This window comes from Brevibacillus composti, assembly GCF_016406105.1.
Taxonomy (GTDB): Bacteria; Bacillota; Bacilli; order Brevibacillales; family Brevibacillaceae; genus Brevibacillus; species Brevibacillus composti.
The window spans coordinates 861,292-877,364 of the sequence record NZ_CP066308.1; the positions used below are offsets into that span (position 1 = coordinate 861,292).

Below are 16,073 nucleotides of genomic sequence, written 5' to 3' on the forward strand. Positions count from 1 at the left end.
TCTGGACAACGAACCATTTCGACAAGAAAGTGGAAATTCCTACAAGAAAGTGAGGGTGTTTAATGAACAACATCAGCAAACAAGCAATTTGGCAAGCAGTTAACTCTGATGAATACGGCGACTGGCTGGTGGAGATCGCGCAGGAACATACCCGTTTGGCGCGGGAGTTAATTGTCAACAAGCACCTGACAGACGAGAACAAGGAAATCTTCGCGGCACGCATTGAGCAGCTTCGTAAGGAGCGGGATTCGATCCTGCGGCAATTTGAGGGGAGGTGAGTGGGGATGGAAAAGGTTCATGCTGATCTGGCCGACGTGCTGGAACGAATTAAGAATTTATCAGTTCTTCAAAGAGGAGGCGTGCTAGATGATTTGAACAACTGGCAAGCCTTTGTTGATCAAGTTGGGTTTCAAAATCTTGGACAAATGCTTCAAGTACAAAAGATATGCCCTGCAACATCATCAAAAGGGATTCTTTTAGAGAAAGCGATTCGGAGCAAAAAAAATGAGATTGCACAAGAATTCGCAAGTCGTTTATATGATGAGGGACTTACGGTTCAAGATGCAATCTCAATACTGGACACAGCAAAAAACGCGATCCTAAATTCGAAATTCACCCTTTGATATAAGCCTCAACTGTTTCTCGGGATGGTTTTTCTGGTTTATAAGTTGCATTTGGATTCATGTCATTCAGAATCCGAATATTCATTTTCTCACCGCGACTGCATCTGTTCCCAGCGTAAGCACCAGCAAGACAGGCGATGTAGTGGCTGCCATAAGACATACATATGGGTAGGTTATGGCAGTCGTGAGTGTATACCTCTATTCCAGCATCATCCAGTGTGGTTTCATCTGTCAATGATGGTGCGATTAAAGGATTCTTGTACAAGGTTTCACCTCCTTCCTGTAATGATTTGGTAAGTCTGGACAACTTCCAAATTCGACGGAAAGGTGGAAAATCCTACACAAAGGAGATGAGAGGTATGGACAAGCTGATGAACCAACGACAGCAGGAGATTCTTGAAAAAACCTTTGCCTGGGAGATCCGCCGGATGACGGCATCGGGGCTCCCGGGGACGCACCAGGCTGTGGCAGCCTACAGCGACAGGCTCTTGGAAAACAAAAAGAAGATGGGAGGAATCAAGGAATGAAATACGATTTCCAAGCCGCGGAGCGGCGGATTGAGGAACTGAAACTGATCTATCGGCAAATAAAGGAGCAGCATCAAGAGGACGGCACCTGGGACTGGTGGATCATGGCACAGATCGAGGAGATCGAGCTGGAGATCGAAGAGGCCAAACGCAAAATGGCCGTCAGGCAGGACGGCCATCCAGCAAAAGCTGTTTCAAATGTTATCACTCCGATTATACCTGCTTGGCAAACAGCGAGCAAGGAGGTCGTGCAAAGTGGGAGCCTTTAAGGATTCGATCATCTTCGACGAGGCGGACAGGCCGTTGGACTATTGTGATGATTGTGGAAACGGGATTTATGCGGCCAAGCAATCTGGAAGATCGGCGGAGAGATCTACTGTTGTAGTGCATGCTTCAAAAACGCTATCGGTGCTGTTGAGCCGATGCGGATCACATAATCACATAGTCGAAACCGGCGGCAATGCCCCGCTGGTCGCAGGGAGATGACCGCCCCTGCCTGATGAGACAGGTCTACATATGCGAGGTCAAAGCGTGGCGCAGCCGATGGAGCTGCAACGGCTGGCAGAGAGGTTGGGCTGCTGGCGGCCTCGTGACAAACGAAGAAGGGAGGAGAAACAGTGTTCAAATTGGACGAGTTTGCAAACGGTGCTCTTGCAGAGAAATTCAACATTGAAGCACAGCGAGTGCTGGAGAACATCGCGGATCCCAATACGGATCCAAAGAAGGCACGTACCATCACTTTGACAGTCACACTCAAAGCTGATGAAAACCGCGAACTGGCTATGGTTGACATCAACGCCAAGGCATCCCTTGCACCTGCAAAAGGTGTGCAAACGAAAATCATCATGGGTCGCGACAGACAAGGGAAGGTTGAAGCTGCAGAACTGAAATCTGGCGTAGTCGGTCAAACCTACATCACAGATGAAGGCGATGTAGCTGATGATCGCGGGAACAAAGTTGTGCAATTCAAATAATCGGGGAGGCTAACCCATGTTGAAAGAAGCTCTGCAGTATTTGATTGGTCTTGGAAATGCAAAAATTTTCAATTCTGTTAGCGGCCAGGAGTACGCTTCGCAAACGGTTCACTTGCTCAAACGACCAACACCAGATGCGTTGGTCGTCAGAAACCTCTCTGGCCTGGTGGATTACCTGATCCATAACTACGACAATCAGCCACCGGTCCTTGTTCATGTCGCCAGCCCGACGCAGGTGGATGTACTCAGCACTTTCAATACCGACTACAATCGGAATCATCTTTTGAGAGCCGAAGCGCTGCTTCCCAAAATCCCATTTGGACAGTTCTTGGATACTGAACAGTTCAACATTCTTCTCCAAAGCTGCTTCGTTTCGAACGAAGATCGGGCCATGGTGTTGAAAGTAATTGGCAACATCAAAGAGGAAACGGTATCTACATTCGGCGATGATGGGGTGTCTCAGCAGGTTACAGCAAAAACAGGAGTCGCCACCGTTGAAAATGTAGTGGTCCCGAATCCGGTTACTTTGAAACCGTTCCGAACATTCGTAGAAATCGAACAACCAGAAAGCGAATTCATCTTCCGGATGCGAACCGGACCGGCGGCAGGTTTATTTGAAGCCGATGGCGGAACATGGAAGTTGACCGCAATAGCGCGAATCAAGGACTACCTCCAAGCCGCGTTGGAAGATGAGGTTACCAACGGAAAAGTCACGATTATTGCATAACGCTGTGAACGAGTTGCCCGCCCGTGTTCAACTTCGCTTGCTGGGCGGGAAATTACTTCAAATATAAAACCCAGCGTTGCCGCGCTGGGTTCGCACAATACTATAGTTTGCTCCATCATAGCACAGTTGGAGCATGGAGGTAAATATGATAAAGATCAATAAACTGGAAATTGAAAACGTCAAGCGCGTCAAAGCGGTCAAAATGGAGCCGACCGCGAACGGCCTGACGATTGTCGGCGGGAAGAATAGTCAAGGGAAAACGAGCGTACTGGACGCGATTGCATGGGGCTTGGGCGGAAATAAGTACCGCCCTTCCCAGCCCGCTCGCGAGGGATCAGCAGTACCGCCCTATCTCCATATCGTCTTGTCCAACGGCCTGATCGTTGAGCGTAAAGGGAAAAACAGCGACTTGAAAATCATCGACCCGAACGGCCAAAAGGGCGGCCAACAGTTGCTTGACAGCTTCGTGGAAGAACTGGCGATCGATTTGCCCAAGTTTATGAACGCGAGCGCCAAGGAAAAAACGGCCATTCTGCTACGTATCATTGGCGTAGGTGATCGTCTACATGAATTGGAGCGTCAAGAACAGGAGTTGTACAACCGACGTCATGCGATTGGGCAGATTGCCGACCAGAAGGCCAAATTCGCCAAAGAACAACCATACTTTCCGGATGCTCCAAAAGAGCCAATTTCAGCATCGGAGTTGATCCGTCAGCAGCAAGAAATCCTCGCCCGGAACGGCGAGAACCAGCGCAAGCGGCAGCGGCTGGCGCAGATTCAGGTGGCATACGCAAATCAAGGAGAAGAAGTCAGGAGATTAAAAGCGTTGCTGGCCGAAGCTGAAACAAAATATGCGCAACTGGGGGGAGACTTGGAGATTGCCCAGAAAGACACGCTCGACCTGATGGACGAATCAACCGCTGAGTTGGAGGCGAACATCCGTCAGATCGACGAGATCAACCGTAAGGTCCGGGCAAATCTGGACAAGGACAAGGCTGAAGCGGATGCCAACGACTACCGCGTGCAATACGAAGCATTGACGGCCGAAATTACAGCCATTCGCCGTCAGAAGACGGAATTGTTGACGAACGCGAATCTGCCTCTGCCGGGCCTGTCGGTCGAAGATGGCGAACTGGTCTACAACGGCCAGCGCTGGGATAACATGAGCGGTTCCGAACAGCTCCGAGTGGCGACGGCAATCGTGCGGCGACTGAAACCAAACTGCGGATTTATTCTGTTGGACAAGCTGGAGCAGATGGATTTGGAGACACTTCGGGAGTTCGGTGCATGGTTAGAGCAGGAGGGGCTACAGGCGATTGCCACGCGCGTCAGCACAGGCGAAGAATGCTCCATCATCATTGAGGACGGTTATGTTGTCGGTCAGGAGGGCGTGCAATTGCAGCAGCCGCCAGGCGAAATCGATCCCGGACCAACATGGGGCACCGGATCCAAAACAACGTGGAAAGCAGGTGAGTTTTAAAAATGCAAGTCATCAGAGGGAAAGTCCAGAAGGCTAAAAAGGTTGTGCTGTATGGCCCAGAGGGGATTGGCAAGTCCTCTCTGGCCGCCCGGTTCCCGCGGCCCATTTTTATTGACACGGAAGGGTCGACGACGGAAATGGACGTTGATCGCCTGCCAAAGCCGACGAGCTGGGAAATGCTCAAGCAACAGGTCCAGTGGGTGAAGCAGCAAGCCGGGCAGTTCGGGACACTTGTCATCGATACGATCGACTGGGCGGAATTGCTTTGTAACGAAAGTGTATGCGCGGCTCACCAGAAGCGAGGTATCGAGGACTTCGGTTACGGCAAGGGATACATTTACGCGGAGGAAGAATTTGGTCGATTCCTTAATATGCTGAGCGACGTGATCGAAGCCGGAATAAATGTCGTCCTCAACGCGCATTCGCAAATCGTTAAGTTTGAGCAACCCGACGAGATGGGGGCCTATGATCGCTACCAGTTGAAATTGGGCAAGAAAACGGGTTCGCGCACTGCTGCCCTGGTCAAAGAATGGGCAGACATGGTCTTGTTCATCAACTATAAAACATTCTCCGTCGCGACGGATGACAAGGGTAGGAAGCATAAGGGACAAGGCGGCGTCAGGACGGTCTACGCCACGCATCACCCGGCCTGGGACGCGAAAAATCGTCACGGATTGCCGGATGAATTCCCGCTGGACTATGCCCATATCGCCCACATTTTTGAGGGTCCTACAAACGCGCAACCTGTCCAAACGCCTCCTGTAGCAACTCCGCCGGTACAGGAAGCATGGGGAAAGATGACCGACGAGCAACAGCTGCCACAGGAACAACAACCTTCTGCCGAAGAAGCATTGAAACCGCATATCCCAACCGACATTCCAGCCTCATTGCGCGATCTGATGGTCCAACATCAGGTGTCCGAAAATGAAATTCAAATCGTGGTAAGCAAGAGAGGTTACTATCCGATGGATACACCAATCGCCAATTACGATCCTGGCTTCGTCGAAGGTGTGTTGGTCGGAGCATGGCCACAAGTTTTCGAAATGATTAAAGCCATCAGAAATGACTTGCCATTTTAACAACGGGAGGAAATACACATGAATCAAATGGATAGAGAACTGAATTGGGACGACGAAATTCAAAAGGACGGCGGAGAGTTTATCGTACTGCCAGAAGGTGACTACAATTTTACGGTCACGAAGTTCGAGCGCGGGCGTTTCAATGGGAGCGAGAAAATGCCGCCGTGCAACCAAGCAAAACTGGAGTTGACCATTCACTCCCCTCAACACGGCGATGTGATCGTTTTCCATAACCTTTTCTTGCACACCAAGACAGAAGGGCTGCTCTCCAACTTCTTTACAGGGATCGGTCAAAAGAAGAAGGGTGAGCCGTTGCGTATGAACTGGAACGCGGTTGTGGGTGCAAAAGGTCGGTTGAAGTTGGAGATCAACAGATTTAAAGGCAAGGATGGCGTGGAGCGAACCAATAACCAGGTCAAGTCCTTCTATCCTTATGATGAAGTTTTTGGAAAGCAACAACAGCAATACCAGCAGCCATCTCAGTTTCAACAACAGCCGCAACAAATCCAATATCAAACACCGTTCCCGACCAGCCAGCAAAACGGCGGGTTTACGCCGGGCCAGTTTTAGGAGGGGACTATGGAACTCAGACCATACCAACAAAAGGCGCGGGAAGCAATTCAAACGGAATGGAGAAACGGCGTGAAAAAGACGCTCTTGGTCCTCCCAACCGGATGCGGCAAGACGATCGTATTCTCGAAGGTTATCGAAGACCGCGTAAGGCTGGGCGAGCGTGTGCTCGTCCTAGCCCACCGCGGAGAGTTGCTGGACCAAGCAGCCGATAAACTGGAGAAGTCAACTGGATTGAAGTGTGCGAGGGAAAAAGCTGAACAAACATCAGTCGGCAGCTGGTATCGCGTTGTCGTTGGAAGCGTACAAACCATGATGCGCGAAAAACGACTGGAGCAATTTGACCGGAACTTCTTTGATACGATCATCATCGACGAGGCCCATCATTGTCTTTCCGACAGCTATCAACGGGTGCTGCAATATTTTGATTCGGCTAACGTATTAGGCGTGACGGCTACGCCAGACCGGGGAGATATGCGAAATCTCGGATCATATTTTGAAAGCTTGGCTTTTGAGTACACGTTGCCGAGAGCAATCAAAGAAGGATACCTCAGCCCGATCAAGGCATTGACCATCCCATTGCAGCTGGATTTGTCAGCGGTCGGACAACAGGCCGGTGACTTTAAAAACAGCGATCTGGGGACAGCTTTGGACCCGTACCTGGAATCGATCGCTGCCGAAATGTGGCGCGTTGCCCAAGACAGGAAAATCGTCGTGTTCCTCCCGTTGGTTAGGACCAGTCAAAAATTCACGAATATTTTGAATAACATTGGCTTCCGCGCCGCCGAAGTCAATGGCGAATCACAGGACCGAGCAATGATTTTGGATGACTTCGATAAGGACAGATACAACGTCCTGTGCAATTCCATGCTGCTTACAGAAGGCTGGGATTGTCCCAGCGTGGATTGCGTAGTTGTCTTGCGGCCGACGAAAGTCCGTAGTCTTTACAGTCAAATGGTCGGGCGAGGTACCCGGCTCCATCCTGGAAAAACTGAGCTGTTGTTGCTGGATTTCTTGTGGCATACCGAGCGACATGAACTCTGCCACCCTGCCCACCTTATCGCCGAGAACGAAGAGATTGCGAAGGCCATGACCAAGCAGATCGAGCAGGCGGGCATCCCACTGGATCTGGAGGCGGTAGAGAAGCAGGCAACCGAAGATGTGGTCGCGCAGCGCGAGGAAGCGCTGGCAAAGCAGCTCGCCGAAATGAAGAAACGAAAACGGCAGCTTGTAGATCCCTTGCAATTTGAGATGAGCATCCAGGCGGAGGATCTTGCCAGTTACGTGCCAGTATTCGGTTGGCAGATGTCTCCGCCAAGTGATAGTCAGTTGAAAGCATTAGAAAAGATGGGGATTTATCCGGATGAAATTGACAACGCCGGAAAAGCATCACTCTTACTTGAACGTCTGGAGAAACGTAGACAAGAAGGATTAACTACTCCTAAGCAAATTCGATTTTTGGAACAGCGAGGATTCAATCATGTCGGTACTTGGTCATTTGAATCTGCCAAACGACTGATCGATAGAATTGCAGCCAATGGATGGCGTATTCCAAATGATATTAACCCCAAAGAATACCGGCCAGAGGTGTGACGGATGCGAATTATTGATTTAACGAATCAAAGAATCGGCAGATTGACAGTATTAAGTCGCTCAGGAAATATCGGAAAACACCCAGCATGGTTATGTAAATGTGATTGCGGAAAAACAACGACAGTGAGAGGCGACCACCTAAGAAATAATTTAATCAGAAGCTGTGGTTGCCTTGAAGAAGAAAACAGAAAAAATGGAGCAAATACCAAACACGGTGGCAGAAATTCTCGACTTTATGAAATTTGGTCTGGAATGCTCAAACGGTGTAACAACCCAAACAGTCACTCTTATGAGAATTACGGTGGCAGGGGTATTAAAGTTTGTGATGATTGGTTGGATTTCTCGAAATTTCGTGATTGGGCATTAAAACACGGATATTCTGATTCACTAAGTATTGATCGAATCAATAACGACGGAAATTATGAACCATCTAACTGCAGGTGGACAGATGCAAAGACTCAAGCTAATAACAGGAGAAAAAGACGAAAAAGTCTTTCAGTGGGGTAAAACCATGGAGCACAAACTCGATCTTATTGCACTGCTGGCCTATATCGACCCAGCTCAATTGACATACCAGGAGTGGCTTAGTGTAGGCATGGCCCTCAAATACGAGGGCTATACCGCAGCTGACTGGGATAACTGGAGCAAACGTGATCCGGCCCGGTACCATCCCGGTGAGTGCTTCAAAAAGTGGACGACGTTCGAAGGGGCTGGCACACCTGTTACGGGGGCAACGATCACGCAGATGGCCAAGGACAACGGCTGGGTGCCACGTTCTGATCGAGATGGCCGGGAACTCGGATGGGATGACGAGATAGCTGGCGATTACGTGGTGGTCGATAAGAACTGGATCGAGGGCAAGGAGATCCACGAGCCAGCCGTTTGGAACCCAGTGCAGCAATTGACCACATACCTGCAGACGCTCTTCGAGGCATCTGAAAATGTCGGCTACGTTACGGAATCGTGGCAAGACGATGACGGTAAGTACCTACCCACCAAAGGGGCGTGGGACCGAACTGCCGGCGAGCTGATTGAACTGCTACATATGTGCGAAGGTGACATCGGAGCAGTGCTCGGTGACTATAATCCAGCAGCCGGTGCGTGGATCCGGTTCAACCCGCTGGATGGCAAAGGCGTCAAAAACGAAAACGTGACCGAATTCCGGTACGCCTTGGTCGAGTCCGATACCATGGACATTGAAAAGCAGCATGCGATCATGCGCGAGCTGGAGCTGCCAATAGCTGTCCTCGTATACAGCGGCGGGAAGAGTCTCCACGCCATCGTGCGAGTGGAAGCAGCCAACTACGACGAGTACCGCAAACGGGTGGACTACCTGTATAACGTCTGCAAAAAGAATGGGCTGAATATCGACAACCAAAATCGCAATCCATCCAGGCTGTCGCGAATGCCGGGCGTCGAGAGGAACGGGAAAAAGCAATTCATCGTCGACACCAACATCGGGAAAGCGAGCTGGGCCGAATGGCACGAATGGATCGAGGGCATCAACGACGATCTGCCAGATCCAGAGAGCTTGGCGAACTATTGGGATAACATGCCGTCATTGGCTCCGCCGTTAATTGAGGGTGTGCTCCGGCAAGGCCATAAAATGCTGATGGCTGGGCCGTCGAAGGCCGGCAAGTCTTTTGCCTTGATTGAGCTTTCCATAGCCATTGCCGAGGGAGAGCGATGGTTGGGCTGGAAGTGCACGCAGGGGCGAGTCCTCTACGTGAATCTGGAGTTGGATAGTGCAAGTGCGCTTGATCGCTTCAAAAGTGTCTATCAAGCACTGGGACTGGAGCCAAGGAACATTGATAAGATCGACATCTGGAATTTGCGCGGGAAATCAGTCCCGATGGACAAGCTGGCGCCGAAGCTGATCCGGCGCGCGGCCAAAAAAGGCTATATCGCCGTCATCATCGACCCAATCTATAAGGTCTTGACTGGTGATGAGAACAGCGCGGACCAGATGGCGCACTTTACCAACCAGTTTGACAAGATCGCGACAGAGCTGGGAGCCAGCGTCATCTACTGCCACCACCATTCAAAAGGTGCCCAAGGGGGCAAAAAGTCCATGGACCGCGCCAGCGGAAGCGGCGTATTTGCCCGCGACCCAGACGCGCTCATCGACCTCGTGGAGTTAGATATTACGGAGGATCTGCTCAAGCAGGAGGAAAACAAGGCCGTTTGCGCGGTGTACCAGCAGCTCTTTGAAAAATTCAATCCAGACTATTTGGATGAACATGTATCCCAAGATGATTTGTTGAGCGCCAGGGCGATGGAAGACCACGCTAAACGGGCAATACCGGCACATTTGAATGCAGCGCAGGAAAGCATCAAGCAGGCCGTGAAGAGCGTCCGCATCCGGACGGCATGGCGCGTAGAGGGCACATTGCGAGAGTACCCGAAATTCGAGCCCATCAATATGTGGTTCCAGTATCCGATCCATAAGGTGGACGAGGTGGGCAGCCTGAAGGACATCGAGCCGGAAGGGGAAGCCCCAGCGTGGAAGAAGGCAGCAGAAAAGCGAAAATCGTCAGCCCAAAAGGAACGTCGGAGCAAAGCCGAGCAGTTTGAAGACGCGGTGAACAATTGTAATTTCGGGGAACCACCGACAGTAAAAGATGTTGTCGAATGGTTTGGAAAATCTGGCAAAGAGGTGTCTGAGCGGACTGTGAGAGACTGGATCAAAAAGTACGGATATGTTTTGCAAGATGGTTTGATCGTAAAGGACGATGGCGCAGATCATGATTAATTCCGCCGCCGCCATGAAGTAATATACGGCAAGAACCATGATAACCGCCGCCGCCGCAAATAAAACTTCGGCGGCGAACACCATCATTTTATGGTTGCCGCCGCCGAAAAATCAGAATCACGCCTTATATATAAATATATCGCGCGCCCGTAGTAATAAATTAAAGATTAAGTCAGGTAAACAGTAATCGTCAGAGAGAGAAGGTTGCCGCCGCAGGTTTGCGGCAACCCCTTCTCTCTGCCGAACTGACACCCGCGCGAGAAAGGAAAAATAAAATGCCAAAAAAAACGAATGAGAAATACTGGGAAAATGAAACGGGAGAATTGATTGAATTCGGCAGTTTCTTTATGAGGTGCTATGACAAAGCTGGAAAGCTCCAATTTGGAGTAAAACTCCGCGATCAAAAATCAGGTGAATGGGTTTATGCCGTAAAATTCGTACTCGATCGTGAATCCCTGTTCTCCAGCGACGAAGCGCCAAGTTACTTGCGCGGCACGATCGACGATTGGGAAGAGATGCTCGAAGGTGAACGAAATGACGACTGAATTTTTTATGCCGATGAAAAAAGTGCCGACCGTTACCCATCAGCAAAAACAGGTAACGGTCGTGAAGGACAAGCCAGTATTCTACGAACCAGCCGCGCTGAAAGCTGCGAGAGCGAAGTTGATGGCTCATCTTGGGCAACACAAGCCAGAACGTCCATACCATCGCCCGGTTCGCCTGATCGTCAAATGGTGCTTTCCGATCACTGGCAAGCGTCAGGACGGGGAGTACAAGGCCACGCGGCCCGACATCGACAACAGCCAGAAGCTGCTGTTTGACTGCATGACCGACTTGGGATTTTGGAAGGATGACGCGCTGGTGGTCAGCCTGATCGCGGAAAAGTTTTGGGCCAGGTTGCCAGGGATCTACGTCCGGATTGAAGAGGTTTAGCCTATGGACTATAAAGCCTTTTACGACGATGTCGTTGGCTGGATCAATCAAGCAAATCAGGCCGCTGCCAAATATGGGATGCATGATGAGCAGTTCTGGGCATGGGTAGTCGATTCAAGCGATAAGCTATGCCGGAAGTATCAGAATCACCAGCTGACTATAAAGCAAATGCTCATGCTCGTTAGGTGGCTGGAAGAAGTGTATGAAAGCATGAGAGAAAGGAGTTAAAAAGATGAACGCTGTACGGAGCAATGATGTTGACACTTTGGTTCAGAATACATTGCCATTCGTCCACCACATCCTGAAAAAATATTACCCACCCACTGGGTATGAATACGAGGACCTTTATCAGGTTGGATGCATCGGGCTTGTCCAAGCGGCGAAAAAGTTTGATCCCTCCTTGGGGTACAAGTTCACCACGTTTGCAGGAATTTGGATTGAGAACGAGATCAGAAAGGCAATTCGTATGCAAAAGGCTGTAAAGAGAACGGGGGATGTTTTTTCGATCGATGGATGGGACCGGGAAGAAGGATCACTGGCGGATCTGCTGGCGAACTTCGATTCGGTGGAAGAAGAGGTCGAAGCCAAGTTGCTCTTTTCGGAACTGTTCAGACGGGAACCAGCCATTACAATGCTTGCGCTGCAGGGATATACCCAGAAAGAGATTGGCCGCAAATTAGGGATGAGCCAGGTCAATGTCTCGCGAAGAATGTTCAGCATGAAAAAAGCTGTAGCAGCATTGTGCTGATATAGCCATGGTTACCAAAGCGAGGTTTTTCGGTCGTTCTAACGGTCGGGGTGATATTCGTTTCTCACATCGGGAAGAGGATGTGCAGCCGGGGGAGGTCATTACGTACCGTTTGTCTCCCGAGGAATTGGAGACATACAGGAAAGGGGATGACAAGGGGATGAGCAATGCCACCACAACAAAGCGCCAGCCGCAAAAGTTGACCAAGTCCGACTTGACCAAAGACATCTACAGAAAACTGGTTAATCAAGGGATGTCGGACAGACAGATTCGTGAAAAGTACAATATCGGGAGTTGGGCTACCTTGCAGAAGATCAAGGATACGTGGGGAGTTGCACCTGACGAAAAGGTGGAGGCGAATCCGGCTTCTTCAGGACAAACAGAATTGGCGGAACGAATACTGGTGCAAGTTTCCAAAATGGCTGTTGAACAGGAAGAAACAAAAAAGCAGCTGAACGAGATCCGCGAGATTCTCACCCAGCTGACACAAAAGATTCACTCACCTGGCGATCAGTATACTCGGTTTAACGATGAATCATACGAATTGATACGGAAGCTGCTAAAAAAATTGCTTTGATTTGACGTGAAGCCCAAGGGATGGTGAACAGCATGACAATAACCAAAATCAGAAAAGGCACCTTTCAACATGTGGAGTCGGAACTGTACGCATACCATGAAACGCGAAAAGAGATCATACGGCTGGAGAATGAATTCTTACATGGCAGCAAAGGGGATGACGAAAACGTAGGCGGTGGACGAGGCAATCTGCCGGGTGATCCGACAGCTACACGAGGCACGCTGTTGGCTACCTACCGGATGCTGAACAGGATGCGTGAGGTTGTAAATGCAATCGATGACGTGTACGGAAGACTTCCGGCAGATCGCAAGAAACTCATCGAACTGAAATATTGGCGCAAGCCACAGACCTTAACCTGGGACGGTATAGCCCTTGAAATCGGGGTCAGCCGCCGCCATGCAATGCGCTGGCGAGATGGCATCGTGTATGCCATAGCTGAGCGGTTGGGGTGGGTGTAACAAGATGTCACTTTTGGCACTTCAAAACGTGGTAATCTAATAACGTGGAAGATCATACCAAGTAGGACAAGCCATCCGATATTCGGGTGGCTTTTTCATTTCCTGAAGGAGAGAGGAGCTATGAGACTTGATGAGTTGCAATTCATCCTAGACGATCATGCGTATAAACGATACTGCCAGCGGGTGGAGCCAGTGACCAGGGAAGCGCTGCTGTCCCTTATCGGCGAGCAACTGCAACCCGGGTACTACCGGCAGAAAGGGTATCTCCAGCTTGACGGCGTTTGGTGGAGGTACAGCGTAACGGACGCTGTGATCACGATGCACACCTGCTACGGACGGCATCACATTGATCTGCCGGCAGCGATCCGGTGGGCAAAACAGCACAGAGATCGGATTGTGCTGGGAGACCTATATGGCGACTAAACCGAAACGACCATGCGCAGCACCGGGCTGTCGCAACCTGACAGACAGAGGCTATTGCCCGGATCACATGCCGCTTGTGAACAAGCAGAAGAGAGAGCGAAACAAGCAGTATGACCTGCACCAGCGTGACAAGCAGGCAAGAGACTTTTACCGCAGCGCAGAATGGGAGCGGCTTCGCCAACAGGCACTGATGCGCGATCACGGGCTATGCCAGGACTGTCTGGATCAGCAGCACATCCGAACAGCCGATGTTGTGGACCACATTAGGCCTGTGAGGCCATTTTGGCATCTGCGGTTACGGCTGGACAACCTGCGGTCATTATGCCATCCGCACCATAACCAAAAGACGGCGGAGGACAAGAAGCGGTACCCGTCTTAGAAACGCTTTATTTGTGTAAAGGATTAGGGGCAGGGGGAGGGTCAAAAATTTTCGACCGCGTCGCCGGAGACCGCCGCGCCCCCCTCGCGCGAGATTTTTTCCCAAAATGAGATTTTTTCAGGAGGTGAGAACATGGCAGGACGACCCAGTAAACCGGTCCAGCTGATCAAGTTGGAGGGAAAAAGTCATCGGACAAAGTCAGAACTGAAACACCGCGAGAAGGCGGAGAAGTCACTTTACACCGGCACGACCTTCAAGGAGTCGCCCGCCGTGAAGGCGGATCCCGTCGCTCACCGCGAATTCCTGAGGCTGAAGAAGCTTTACAAGTCGATCGAGTTTGTCGACGGCCTTGATGAACAGATCATCAACCGTTACTGCATGCTGATCAGCCAGGAACATGCATTGGCGAAAATGATGGAGCGGATGCGGATGGACATCGACCAGGTAGAGGACGTAGAGGATCGTATGCGGATATACGAGTCGATCGCCGGCGTTACGGACAAAGTCATGAAGACCAGGGACATGCTGCTCAAGCTGGAGGATCGGCTGTTCCTTAACCCCACGGCACGGATCAAATCGATCCCGAAAATGCCGGCGGAGGAAAAGAAAGAGTCAGCGATGGCTCAATTCATAAACAGACGAGCTGGTGGCCATGCCCCATGATAAACAACGAGCCCTAGAGCCCATTGAATTCATCCAAATGCTCCATGCCGTCGATGACTTCTACGGCCAGCCATTCCAGCTGCTTGACTGGCAGTATCAAGTCCTGTGGGATGTGTATGGCACCGTCAAAGAGGACGGATACCGGCAGTATCGCTATGCGTACTTGGAGATCCCGAAGAAGAACGGCAAGACCTCGCTGATTGCGGCAATCGCGCTTTATCACATCGTCTGCGACGGGCCCGGCGGACAGATTTACTGTTGCGCTGCTGACCGGCAGCAAGCGGAGTTGGTCTATCGGGCGGCCTGCGGCATGATCGAGCAGGAGCCTGAGCTTGAAGCGATCCTGAAGGTCACCGAGAGCAAAAAAGAGATCAAAAACAAGCTGACCGGGACGACTCTAAAGGTACTATCGGCAGAAGCGTACACCAAACACGGGATCAACCCGACGGTGGTCATCTTTGATGAGTTGCACGCGCAGCCGAACCGCGACCTGTGGGATGTCATGACCTTTGGCGCCGGGGCCGCCCGGAAAGAACCGATCTGGTGGGTTATCACCACGGCCGGCGACGACCCGGACCGGAAGTCGATCGGTTGGGAGGTCCACGACAAAGCGCGAAAAATCATCTCCGGTGAACTGGATGATCCGTATTGGTACGCAAAAATCTATGCGGCGCCAGAGAATGCAGACATCTTTGACGAGGAAACCTGGTTTAAAGCCAACCCGAGTCTTGGTCATACCATTAGCATAGAAAGCGTTCGCCAGGAGGCGCTGGCCGCACGTAACAGTGAAGCGGCGGAGCGCCTTTTCCGTTGGTTGCGGCTGAATCAATGGGTGTCACTCAAGCGGGTCGGCTGGTTACCGCTTACGCTCTGGGACCAAACGACTGGCAAGTGGTCACTGTCGGAGTTGGTTGGGAAGCGTTGCTATGTGGGGTTGGACTTGTCAAGCACGACGGACATCACAGCTGCCGTCTATCTGTTCCCGCCGCAGAATGGCATGCCAGACTGGCGGTTCATCCATGATGCCTGGATCCCCGAGGACAACATGAAAGAGCGGGTCACACGCGACCATGTGCCTTATGATCGATGGGTGAATCAAAAGGTCTTGCATGCAACACCCGGGAATGTCGTGGATTACGACTTTGTGGAGGCCAGGATCGTCGCGGCGAGCAAGCAATACGACCTGCACACGCTTGGCGCCGACCCCTGGAACAGCCGGATGCTGACACAGCGGCTTATGCGTCAGGGCGTTGAGGTTGTGGAGATCCCTCAAAACATGGCCAACATGAGTCCGGCCATGAAATTGATCGAGCAGCTGATGAAGCGCGGGATGATGAGCCATGAAGAAAACCCGTTGGCCCGGTGGTGCTGGGGCAATGTCGTGGTGGCCGTCGATGGAAACGAGAATATCAAGCCGATGAAAAACAAATCGGCGGATCGGATCGATTTAACCGTCGCGTTGATCAACGCGATGGCGACGGCCATGCTGTTTGAGGAGATCAGCCTGGATGTGTCGGAGTTTGCAGACGAATCATTCCTCAACAAACTGTGGGGGTAAAATCCCAAG

General features: G+C 51.1%; 23 protein-coding genes. 21 read left to right on the plus strand and 2 right to left on the minus strand.

The window, feature by feature from the left end:
- The first annotated feature begins 62 nt into the window (after window positions 1-62).
- Window positions 63-278 (plus strand): hypothetical protein, encoded by a 216-nt coding sequence (locus tag JD108_RS04460; protein ID WP_198828719.1) that lies wholly within the window; start codon window positions 63-65, stop codon window positions 276-278.
- 6 nt (window positions 279-284) lie between these two features.
- Window positions 285-623, plus strand: coding sequence for a hypothetical protein (locus JD108_RS04465; RefSeq protein WP_198828720.1), 339 nt, complete (start codon window positions 285-287; stop codon window positions 621-623).
- Here the strand turns inward: JD108_RS04465 and JD108_RS04470 are convergent.
- Window positions 613-888: a hypothetical protein gene (locus JD108_RS04470; RefSeq protein ID WP_198828721.1), complete on the minus strand. Its 276-nt coding sequence runs from the start codon at window positions 886-888 to the stop codon at window positions 613-615. The genes JD108_RS04465 and JD108_RS04470 overlap by 11 nt on opposite strands.
- 94 nt (window positions 889-982) lie before the next feature.
- On the opposite strand from JD108_RS04470, the gene JD108_RS04475 reads away from it, so the two are divergent.
- The 3 genes from JD108_RS04475 (at window position 983) to JD108_RS04485 (ending at window position 2,124) form a co-directional block, all read left to right on the plus strand.
- Window positions 983-1,150 carry a hypothetical protein gene (locus JD108_RS04475; RefSeq protein ID WP_198830238.1) on the plus strand — a complete coding sequence of 56 codons (168 nt, stop codon included), beginning with the start codon at window positions 983-985 and terminating at the stop codon, window positions 1,148-1,150.
- Window positions 1,147-1,419 carry a hypothetical protein gene (locus JD108_RS04480; protein ID WP_198828722.1) on the plus strand — a complete coding sequence of 91 codons (273 nt, stop codon included), beginning with the start codon at window positions 1,147-1,149 and terminating at the stop codon, window positions 1,417-1,419. The genes JD108_RS04475 and JD108_RS04480 overlap by 4 nt, the downstream gene beginning before the upstream one ends.
- 348 nt (window positions 1,420-1,767) lie before the next feature.
- On the plus strand, window positions 1,768-2,124 hold the full coding sequence (locus tag JD108_RS04485) for a replication terminator protein (RefSeq protein ID WP_198828723.1): 357 nt from the start codon (window positions 1,768-1,770) through the stop codon (window positions 2,122-2,124).
- Here the strand turns inward: JD108_RS04485 and JD108_RS22770 are convergent.
- Window positions 2,117-2,686 (minus strand): hypothetical protein, encoded by a 570-nt coding sequence (locus JD108_RS22770; protein ID WP_198828724.1) that lies wholly within the window; start codon window positions 2,684-2,686, stop codon window positions 2,117-2,119. The two genes, JD108_RS04485 and JD108_RS22770, sit on opposite strands and share 8 nt — an antisense overlap.
- Before the next feature lie 310 nt (window positions 2,687-2,996).
- Between JD108_RS22770 and JD108_RS04495 the strand changes: the two genes are divergently transcribed.
- From JD108_RS04495 to JD108_RS04570, 16 genes are all read left to right on the plus strand, one after another.
- On the plus strand, window positions 2,997-4,331 hold the full coding sequence (locus JD108_RS04495; protein WP_198828725.1) for an AAA family ATPase: 1,335 nt from the start codon (window positions 2,997-2,999) through the stop codon (window positions 4,329-4,331).
- Between the two features lie 2 nt (window positions 4,332-4,333).
- Complete coding sequence (locus tag JD108_RS04500; RefSeq protein ID WP_198828726.1) at window positions 4,334-5,410, plus strand: ATP-binding protein; 1,077 nt, start codon at window positions 4,334-4,336, stop codon at window positions 5,408-5,410.
- 18 nt (window positions 5,411-5,428) lie between these two features.
- Window positions 5,429-5,980, plus strand: coding sequence for a hypothetical protein (locus JD108_RS04505; RefSeq protein ID WP_198828727.1), 552 nt, complete (start codon window positions 5,429-5,431; stop codon window positions 5,978-5,980).
- A 9-nt stretch (window positions 5,981-5,989) separates the two neighbouring features.
- Entirely contained in the window at window positions 5,990-7,573 is a 1,584-nt protein-coding gene (locus tag JD108_RS04510) for a DEAD/DEAH box helicase (protein WP_198828728.1), read from the plus strand.
- Between the two features lie 3 nt (window positions 7,574-7,576).
- Window positions 7,577-8,080, plus strand: coding sequence for a hypothetical protein (locus JD108_RS04515; RefSeq protein ID WP_198828729.1), 504 nt, complete (start codon window positions 7,577-7,579; stop codon window positions 8,078-8,080).
- 4 nt (window positions 8,081-8,084) lie between these two features.
- Window positions 8,085-10,325: an AAA family ATPase gene (locus JD108_RS04520; RefSeq protein ID WP_198828730.1), complete on the plus strand. Its 2,241-nt coding sequence runs from the start codon at window positions 8,085-8,087 to the stop codon at window positions 10,323-10,325.
- A gap of 275 nt (window positions 10,326-10,600) precedes the next feature.
- Complete coding sequence (locus JD108_RS04525; protein WP_198828731.1) at window positions 10,601-10,870, plus strand: hypothetical protein; 270 nt, start codon at window positions 10,601-10,603, stop codon at window positions 10,868-10,870.
- Window positions 10,860-11,258: a RusA family crossover junction endodeoxyribonuclease gene (locus JD108_RS04530; RefSeq protein WP_198828732.1), complete on the plus strand. Its 399-nt coding sequence runs from the start codon at window positions 10,860-10,862 to the stop codon at window positions 11,256-11,258. Before JD108_RS04525 ends, JD108_RS04530 begins: the two co-directional genes overlap by 11 nt.
- Before the next feature lie 3 nt (window positions 11,259-11,261).
- Window positions 11,262-11,486, plus strand: a complete 225-nt coding sequence (locus JD108_RS04535) for a hypothetical protein (RefSeq protein ID WP_198828733.1) — start codon at window positions 11,262-11,264, stop codon at window positions 11,484-11,486.
- 4 nt (window positions 11,487-11,490) lie between these two features.
- Window positions 11,491-12,006 (plus strand): sigma-70 family RNA polymerase sigma factor, encoded by a 516-nt coding sequence (locus JD108_RS04540; protein ID WP_198828734.1) that lies wholly within the window; start codon window positions 11,491-11,493, stop codon window positions 12,004-12,006.
- Between the two features lie 160 nt (window positions 12,007-12,166).
- A complete protein-coding gene (locus JD108_RS04545; RefSeq protein ID WP_198828735.1) occupies window positions 12,167-12,583 on the plus strand; it encodes a hypothetical protein in 417 nt (138 codons plus the stop codon).
- Window positions 12,584-12,615: 32 nt separating this feature from the next.
- Window positions 12,616-13,041 (plus strand): transcriptional regulator, encoded by a 426-nt coding sequence (locus JD108_RS04550; protein ID WP_198828736.1) that lies wholly within the window; start codon window positions 12,616-12,618, stop codon window positions 13,039-13,041.
- Between the two features lie 120 nt (window positions 13,042-13,161).
- Complete coding sequence (locus tag JD108_RS04555; RefSeq protein WP_198828737.1) at window positions 13,162-13,464, plus strand: hypothetical protein; 303 nt, start codon at window positions 13,162-13,164, stop codon at window positions 13,462-13,464.
- Window positions 13,454-13,843, plus strand: coding sequence for an HNH endonuclease (locus JD108_RS04560; RefSeq protein ID WP_198828738.1), 390 nt, complete (start codon window positions 13,454-13,456; stop codon window positions 13,841-13,843). Before JD108_RS04555 ends, JD108_RS04560 begins: the two co-directional genes overlap by 11 nt.
- Window positions 13,844-13,975: 132 nt before the next feature.
- Window positions 13,976-14,506, plus strand: a complete 531-nt coding sequence (locus tag JD108_RS04565; RefSeq protein WP_198828739.1) for a hypothetical protein — start codon at window positions 13,976-13,978, stop codon at window positions 14,504-14,506.
- Complete coding sequence (locus JD108_RS04570; RefSeq protein WP_198828740.1) at window positions 14,496-16,064, plus strand: terminase large subunit; 1,569 nt, start codon at window positions 14,496-14,498, stop codon at window positions 16,062-16,064. The genes JD108_RS04565 and JD108_RS04570 overlap by 11 nt, the downstream gene beginning before the upstream one ends.
- The last annotated feature ends 9 nt before the right edge of the window (window positions 16,065-16,073 follow it).

Coding starts and splice junctions, on each gene's coding strand:
- JD108_RS04460 (WP_198828719.1), top strand. CDS start 63: ATGAACAACATCAGCAAACAAGCAATTTGGCAAGCAGTTAACTCTGAT.
- JD108_RS04465 (WP_198828720.1), top strand. CDS start 285: ATGGAAAAGGTTCATGCTGATCTGGCCGACGTGCTGGAACGAATTAAG.
- JD108_RS04475 (WP_198830238.1), top strand. CDS start 983: ATGGACAAGCTGATGAACCAACGACAGCAGGAGATTCTTGAAAAAACC.
- JD108_RS04480 (WP_198828722.1), top strand. CDS start 1,147: ATGAAATACGATTTCCAAGCCGCGGAGCGGCGGATTGAGGAACTGAAA.
- JD108_RS04495 (WP_198828725.1), top strand. CDS start 2,997: ATGATAAAGATCAATAAACTGGAAATTGAAAACGTCAAGCGCGTCAAA.
- JD108_RS04500 (WP_198828726.1), top strand. CDS start 4,334: ATGCAAGTCATCAGAGGGAAAGTCCAGAAGGCTAAAAAGGTTGTGCTG.
- JD108_RS04505 (WP_198828727.1), top strand. CDS start 5,429: ATGAATCAAATGGATAGAGAACTGAATTGGGACGACGAAATTCAAAAG.
- JD108_RS04510 (WP_198828728.1), top strand. CDS start 5,990: ATGGAACTCAGACCATACCAACAAAAGGCGCGGGAAGCAATTCAAACG.
- JD108_RS04515 (WP_198828729.1), top strand. CDS start 7,577: ATGCGAATTATTGATTTAACGAATCAAAGAATCGGCAGATTGACAGTA.
- JD108_RS04520 (WP_198828730.1), top strand. CDS start 8,085: ATGGAGCACAAACTCGATCTTATTGCACTGCTGGCCTATATCGACCCA.
- JD108_RS04525 (WP_198828731.1), top strand. CDS start 10,601: ATGCCAAAAAAAACGAATGAGAAATACTGGGAAAATGAAACGGGAGAA.
- JD108_RS04530 (WP_198828732.1), top strand. CDS start 10,860: ATGACGACTGAATTTTTTATGCCGATGAAAAAAGTGCCGACCGTTACC.
- JD108_RS04535 (WP_198828733.1), top strand. CDS start 11,262: ATGGACTATAAAGCCTTTTACGACGATGTCGTTGGCTGGATCAATCAA.
- JD108_RS04540 (WP_198828734.1), top strand. CDS start 11,491: ATGAACGCTGTACGGAGCAATGATGTTGACACTTTGGTTCAGAATACA.
- JD108_RS04545 (WP_198828735.1), top strand. CDS start 12,167: ATGAGCAATGCCACCACAACAAAGCGCCAGCCGCAAAAGTTGACCAAG.
- JD108_RS04550 (WP_198828736.1), top strand. CDS start 12,616: ATGACAATAACCAAAATCAGAAAAGGCACCTTTCAACATGTGGAGTCG.
- JD108_RS04555 (WP_198828737.1), top strand. CDS start 13,162: ATGAGACTTGATGAGTTGCAATTCATCCTAGACGATCATGCGTATAAA.
- JD108_RS04560 (WP_198828738.1), top strand. CDS start 13,454: ATGGCGACTAAACCGAAACGACCATGCGCAGCACCGGGCTGTCGCAAC.
- JD108_RS04565 (WP_198828739.1), top strand. CDS start 13,976: ATGGCAGGACGACCCAGTAAACCGGTCCAGCTGATCAAGTTGGAGGGA.
- JD108_RS04570 (WP_198828740.1), top strand. CDS start 14,496: ATGCCCCATGATAAACAACGAGCCCTAGAGCCCATTGAATTCATCCAA.